The sequence below is a fragment of the Streptomyces sp. HSW2009 genome (genome assembly GCF_040240285.1).
Classification (GTDB): domain Bacteria; phylum Actinomycetota; class Actinomycetes; order Streptomycetales; family Streptomycetaceae; genus Streptomyces.
In genome coordinates this window covers 1-6,017 of sequence record NZ_JBEHZD010000490.1, presented here as the reverse complement: position 1 = coordinate 6,017, position 6,017 = coordinate 1, and the positions used below count along the sequence as shown (strand labels likewise).

Annotated in this window: 6 protein-coding genes and 1 pseudogene; 4 read left to right on the top strand and 3 right to left on the bottom strand. The window is 76.3% G+C overall.

Features of this window, described 5'->3' with window-relative positions:
* The 3 genes and pseudogenes from AAHZ94_RS27075 to AAHZ94_RS27065 all read left to right on the top strand — a co-directional run.
* Positions 1 to 346 (top strand): annotated as a pseudogene (locus AAHZ94_RS27075) (hypothetical protein); the annotation flags it as partial.
* 53 nt (positions 347 to 399) lie between these two features.
* Entirely contained in the window at positions 400 to 1,197 is a 798-nt protein-coding gene (gene yaaA, locus AAHZ94_RS27070) for a peroxide stress protein YaaA (RefSeq protein ID WP_349996016.1), read from the top strand.
* Between the two features lie 231 nt (positions 1,198 to 1,428).
* The gene (locus AAHZ94_RS27065; RefSeq protein ID WP_349996022.1) at positions 1,429 to 2,055 is read left to right on the top strand and encodes a bifunctional 4-hydroxy-2-oxoglutarate aldolase/2-dehydro-3-deoxy-phosphogluconate aldolase; all 627 of its coding nucleotides are present in this window, start codon (positions 1,429 to 1,431) and stop codon (positions 2,053 to 2,055) included.
* A gap of 299 nt (positions 2,056 to 2,354) precedes the next feature.
* Here the strand turns inward: AAHZ94_RS27065 and AAHZ94_RS27060 are convergent, their stop codons facing one another.
* The 3 genes from AAHZ94_RS27060 to AAHZ94_RS27050 are packed head-to-tail and all read right to left on the bottom strand — an operon-like array spanning position 2,355 to position 5,238.
* The gene (locus tag AAHZ94_RS27060; protein WP_349996012.1) at positions 2,355 to 3,635 is read right to left on the bottom strand and encodes a bifunctional RNase H/acid phosphatase; all 1,281 of its coding nucleotides are present in this window, start codon (positions 3,633 to 3,635) and stop codon (positions 2,355 to 2,357) included.
* The gene (locus AAHZ94_RS27055) at positions 3,632 to 4,375 is read right to left on the bottom strand and encodes a zinc ribbon domain-containing protein (protein WP_349996020.1); all 744 of its coding nucleotides are present in this window, start codon (positions 4,373 to 4,375) and stop codon (positions 3,632 to 3,634) included. Before AAHZ94_RS27055 ends, AAHZ94_RS27060 begins: the two co-directional genes overlap by 4 nt.
* Positions 4,372 to 5,238, bottom strand: coding sequence for a Nif3-like dinuclear metal center hexameric protein (locus tag AAHZ94_RS27050; RefSeq protein WP_349996009.1), 867 nt, complete (start codon positions 5,236 to 5,238; stop codon positions 4,372 to 4,374). Before AAHZ94_RS27050 ends, AAHZ94_RS27055 begins: the two co-directional genes overlap by 4 nt.
* A gap of 592 nt (positions 5,239 to 5,830) precedes the next feature.
* On the opposite strand from AAHZ94_RS27050, the gene AAHZ94_RS27045 reads away from it, so the two are divergent.
* Positions 5,831 to 6,017: hypothetical protein (locus tag AAHZ94_RS27045; RefSeq protein WP_349996007.1), on the top strand; the 187-nt coding region annotated here is incomplete at its 3' end.

The following is a 6,017-nucleotide window of genomic DNA, read 5'->3' as shown; positions in this document are numbered from 1 at the left end:
CCCCCCCCCCCCCCTCTTTTTCCCCCCCCACCCCGCCACCCCCGATCGGAGCCCGCCCCCCCCCCCCCCCCCCCCCCCCCCCCGACCCGGCGGGCTGGCGGGCTGGCGGGCTGGCGGGCTGGCGGGCTGGCGGGCTGGCGAGGGTGCGCGGTTTCTCCCCATCGGGGCCGCCGGCATAGGCTGCGGCGGGGCCGCGCACCGGTCACCACCCGCACCCGACGCCGACTGCCGGGCGCCGGTCGGAGTGGGGTGGCGGGCCGCGTACGGACACCTGCTCGCATACCGCAAACAGGCGGTGCGGCGCGGCGTCGGGCCGGGCCCGCCGTGCTGGCCGTACCGCGCCTGACCTGCGGTCGGCCCCGTGATCGTCTGCCGTGTCGTCCGGTGAGGAGAACCGCCGTGCTCGTACTGTTGCCGCCCTCCGAGGGGAAGGCCCCCAGCGGGTCGGGAGCCGCCCTGAAGCCGGCCGGGCTCTCGCTGCCCGAGCTCGGGGCCGCGCGGGAGGCGGTGCTCGACGAGTTGGTCACGCTGTGCACGGGCGATGCGGACAAGGCCGCCGACGTGCTCGGGCTCAGCACCGGGCTGCGCGGCGAGCTCGCCAAGAACGCGGAGCTGCGCACCGCCGGCACCCGCCCCGCGGGCCAGATCTACACCGGGGTGCTCTACGACGCGCTGGACCTGGCCACCCTGGACCCGGCCGCCCGGCGCCGCGCGGGCCGCTCGCTGCTGGTCTTCTCCGGGCTGTGGGGCGCGGTCAGGATCGGCGACCGCATCCCCTCCTACCGCTGCTCGATGGGGGTCAAGCTGCCGGGCGTCGGCGCGCTCGGCACGCACTGGCGGCGGGCCATGGCCGACGTCCTGCCCGCCGTCGCCGACCGCGGCCTCGTCCTCGACCTGCGCTCGGCGGCGTACGCGGCGGCCTGGAAGCCGGCCGGTGAGGTCGCCGAGCGCACGGCGACGGTACGCGTGCTCCAGTCGAAGGTCGTACGGGGCGTGGAGAAGCGGACGGTGGTCAGCCACTTCAACAAGGCGACCAAGGGCCGCATCGTCCGCGACCTGCTGACCGCGGGCGCCGCACCCCGCGGCCCCCGCGAACTCGTCGACGCCCTGCACGCGCTCGGCCACACCGTGGAGGCCACGGCGCCGACCCGCCCGGGCACGCCGTGGGCGCTGGACGTGATCGTGACGGAGCTCTGAGCCCGGGGCATTCGGCGCGCTGGGCCCTCTGCGCTCTGAGCCCGGAGCCCTCCGTGCGCTGGGCCCAGGGCCTCCTGAGTGCTGGAGCCGGAGTCTTCACGCATTGCGCCATGTGCAACACGCATTGCGGATGATGGCGATGCGGCGGAGGATGGCGGGGTGACTGATGCCGCTTCCGCCGCCCCCGCCCCCGCGTCCTCCCCCACCGCTCCCCAGCGCGCCGTCGCTGGTGTGCCCGCATCGGTGCTGGGGCTCGCGCCCGTGATCCCCGTCGTCGTCATCGAGGACGCGGCGGACGCGGTGCCGCTGGCCCGGGCGCTGGTGGCGGGCGGACTGCCGGCGATCGAGGTGACGCTGCGCACCGCGGCGGCGCCCGACGCCATCCGGGCCGTCGCCGCCGAGGTGCCCGACGCCATCGTCGGCGCGGGCACCGTACTGACCCCGCAGGACGTCGACGCCTCGGCCGCGGCCGGCGCGAAGTTCCTGGTCAGCCCCGGCTGGACGGATCGCCTGCTGACCGCGCTCCAGGCGTCGGGCCTGCCGTTCCTGCCCGGCGTCTCCACCACGTCCGAGGTGGTGGCCCTGCTGGAGCGCGGGGTGCACGAGATGAAGTTCTTCCCGGCCGAGGCGGCCGGCGGCGCGCCCTATCTGCGCGCCCTGTCGGCCCCGCTGCCGCAGGCCAGGTTCTGCCCCACCGGCGGCATCGGCCTCGCCTCCGCCCCGACGTATCTGGCACTACCCAACGTCGCCTGCGTGGGCGGGAGTTGGATGCTCCCGGCGGACGCGATCCGGGCCCGCGACTGGACCCGCGTCGAACACCTGGCCCGCGAGGCCGCAGCCCTCGCCCCGACCGCGTAACGGGCACGGCCCCCGCGGGTGCAGGGCCCTGACCGCTGGGCTACGGGGCCGATGGCCCGCACGGCTGGGGCGCTGAAGGCCGGTTGCGCGTATCGCGGTCGCTCGTACGACCGGCGGCTCTCACGGCTGGTTGCGCGTACGGCCAGACGCTCGTGGCTGCCCGCGCGGCCGGTCGGGCGTACGAGCAGCCAGCCCGTCGGGGCAGACGGACCGCCCGGCCGCGGCCACCTCGGCAGGGGGCGCGTACCGCTACGGGCGCGCCGCCGCGGAGGCACCCCGCGGACCCGCCCCCGTACGCCTCAACGCAGGTGCGCCGTGTCGTTCCACAGGCGTAGCGAGGCGTTGCCGTCGCCGAAGTAGGCGATGGTGGAGAGCGCGGCGGCGGAGAGTTCCATGCGGAACAGGGAGTCCGGCGGGGCGCCGATGGCCAGTCGGGCCAGCGTCTTGATCGGGGTGACGTGGGTGACCAGGAGCACGGTGCGGCCGGGGTGTTCCGCGAGGAGCGCGTCGCGGGAGCGGGCCACCCGGCGGGCGACCGTGGTGAACGACTCGCCGCCGCCGGTGGGCGCGACCTTGGTCGAGGCGAGCCAGGCCGTGAGGTCGGCCGGGTACCGCTCGCGCACCTCCCCGAACGTCAGCCCCTCCCAACCGCCGAAGTCCGTTTCGCGCAGGCCCTGATCGATCCGTACGTCGAGACCCAGCCGGGCCGCGACCGCCTGCGCGGTCTCGCGGCAGCGGCGCAGCGGGGAGCTCACGACCGCTTCGACGGTGCCGAGGGCGGCCAGTGCCTGCGCCGCGCGTTCGGCCTGGTCGCGGCCGACCTGCGACAGTTCGGGGTCGGAGCCCGAGCTGCCGGAGAACCGCTTCTGCGGGGTGAGCGCGGTCTCGCCGTGGCGCAGCAGGACGAAGGTGGTCGGCGGCGCGAGGTCCGCGCCGGCCCAGCCGACCACCGGGGTCGTCGCCGGGCGGGTGCCGGAGGCGCCGGAGGTTTCGGTGGTGCTGGTGGCGTTCGTAGTGCCGGCGGTGTTCGTGGGGCCGGCGGTTCCGGGAGCGCTCGCGGTGCCAGCGCCGCGGCCCCGGTCGCCGGCCGTCGCCGTCGAGCCCCCGAGTGCCGAGGTCGGGCGGGTCGGCGCCGGTTCGGCCGGGCGCCACCGCTCGCCGCGCGCGCCCGCGTCCATGGCCTCGTTGGCCAGCCGGTCCGCGTGCTTGTTCTGGGCCCGCGGCAGCCAGGCGTAGCCGACCTGCTCGGCCGGGAAGACCGCCGCGGCCTCGGCGGCGAGCGGCTTCATGTCGGGGTGCCTGATCTGCCAGCGGCCCGACATCTGCTCGACGACCAGCTTGGAGTCCATCCGGACCTGGACCCGCGCGGCCGGGTCGAGCGCGTACGCCGCGCGCAGGCCGGCGATCAGCCCCCGGTACTCCGCGACGTTGTTGGTGGCCGTGCCGATGAACTCGGCCGTCTCGACCAGCGTTTCGCCGGTCTCCGGGTCGAGTACGACGGCGCCGTAGCCGGCCGGCCCCGGGTTGCCCCGGGACCCGCCGTCCGCCTCGACCACCAGGTGCAGCGGGGGTCGGCTCACAGCCCCGACTCGGGCGTACGGACCAGGATGCGGCGGCAGTTCTCGCACCGCACGACCTCGTCCGGCGCCGCGGCCTTGACCTCGTTGATCTCGGTGATGTTCAGCTCAAGGCGGCAGCCCTCGCAGCGGCGCTGGTAGAGCCGGGCCGCGCCGACGCCGCCCTGCTGGGTGCGCAGCTTCTCGTACAGCTTCAGCAGATCGGCCGGTACGGAACCGGCGACGACCTCGCGCTCCTTGGTGGCCGTCGCGACCTCGGCGTCGATGGTCTCGGCGGCGGCGTCACGGCGCCCGATCGCGTCGACGGTCTTCTCCTGCACGGCCGCGACGCGCTCGGTGAGCTCGGCGGCGCGGGCCTGGGCGGACTCCCGGCGCTCCATGATCTCCAGGACCACGTCCTCCAGGGCGCCCTGGCGCTTGGCGAGCGAGGTGATCTCGTGCTGGAGGTTCTCCAGGTCCTTGGGCGAGGTGACGGCGCCGGAGTCCAGGCGCTTCTGGTCCCGGGCGGCGCGCTGGCGCACCTGGTCGACGTCCTGCTCCGCCTTGGTCTGCTCGCGGGCGGTGTCGCTCTCCTCGGTCTGCGCGGCCACCAGCAGGTCGCGCAGTTGCGTCAGGTCGGCGTTGAGCGTCTCGATCTCGGCGTGCTCGGGCAGGCTCGCGCGCTTGTGGGCGAGCTGGGAGAGCCGCACGTCGAGCGCCTGGACGTCGAGGAGGCGGATCTGGTCGGCGGGCGCGGCGTTCAGTTCGGGGCTCCAGAGGGCTGAGGAGTGTGGTCGTGGGATGCGGCGGACGCGTGGGCGGTCCACGGGTCGGTGACCGTATGCGAAATGTGGGTGCGCAGGCCCCACCCGTTCCGGTCGGAAATCTCGTCGAGCTGGGCCGCGGCCTGCTCGATCCAGGGCCACTCGGTGGCCCAGTGCGCGGCGTCGACCAGCGCCAGCGGGCCGTGCTCGCGGGCCTCGGACGCCGGGTGGTGGCGCAGGTCGGCGGTGACGTACGCATCGACCCCGGCGGCCCGTACGGCGCCGAAGAGGCTGTCGCCCGAGCCGCCGCAGACGGCGACGGTGCGGATGGTGCGCTCCAGATCGCCGGCGACGCGCACGCCCTGGGCGGTACACGGCAGCCGGGCCGCGACCCGCTCGCCGAAGGCGGCCAGCGTCAGCGGGGCGTCGAGCTCGCAGATCCTGCCCAGGCCCCGGCGGCCCGCGGGGTCGGTCGGGTCGGGCACCAGGGGCCCGGTGACGCGCAGGTCGAGGGCGCCGGCGAGGGCGTCGGAGACACCCGGGTCAGCGCGGTCGGCGTTGGTGTGGGCCACGTGCAGCGCCACGTCGTGCTTGATCAGCGTGTGCACGACCCGGCCCTTGAAGGTGCTGGCCGCGACGGTCGTGGTGCCACGCAGGTAGAGCGGGTGGTGGGTGACGAGCAGGTCGGCGCCGAGCCGTACGGCCTCGTCGGCGACCGCCTGCACCGGGTCGACGGCGAACAGGACGCGGGTGACGGGCTGGTCCGGATCGCCACAGACCGTGCCGACCGCGTCCCACTCCTCGGCGCGCTCGGCGGGCCAGAGGGCGTCGAGCGCGGTGAGGACTTCAGCGAGTACGGGCACGGGTGAGAGGTTACCTGCCCGCACCAGCCACCCGCCCCTGAGCTGACGGCTCCGCCCGTACGGCAGCGGGTTCGGCCTGGTGGGTGGGGGTGCGCGGGGTGGGGTGGGTGAGGCCCATGGGGTCGGGTGGGGGCCGGGGCCGGGCCGGGCCGGACTGATGCGGGTGCCGGCACCCGGGCGGGAGTGGGGGGGGGCCCCGGGGGCCGGGGGGGCCGGGGGGGGGGGGGGGGGGGGGCGGGGGGCCCGGGCCGGGGCGGGTTGTGCGGGGGCGCGGGCCCGGGGGCGGTTGGCGGGGGGCGGCCCGGGTGCCGGGAGCGGACTGGATGCCGGGGTTGCGCCGGGCGTCGGAGGGGCGGCCCGGGCGTCGGGGACGGGCCGGACATCAGGGCCCGCCCGGAGCCCCGCCGGCCCTGCCAGCCCAGCCGGCCCAGCAATTTCAACGGATTCCACGCATTTCGACGGGCTCAGCACACCCCTCGCACACATGCCGGAAAACGGGACGATAGCCATCCTTTTGCGTGAAGTACCGCACCGGGCTCCGTTCATACGGGGGTGGGGAAAACTACGTTCAGGCGCCGGAGGTGACCGTTCCATGACGGCCTGTGCCATCGAGACCGCTCCCCAGAACCACCGCGCCACGCGCTCGCCCCAGCCCGACACCGCTCCGCGACCGGCCCCCGACGGGCCCGCGGGCCCCCCCCCCCCGGGCGGGGGGGGGCGGGGCGCGCCCCCCCCCCCCCGGGCCCCCCCCCCCGGCCCCCGCCCCCCCGGCCCCCCCC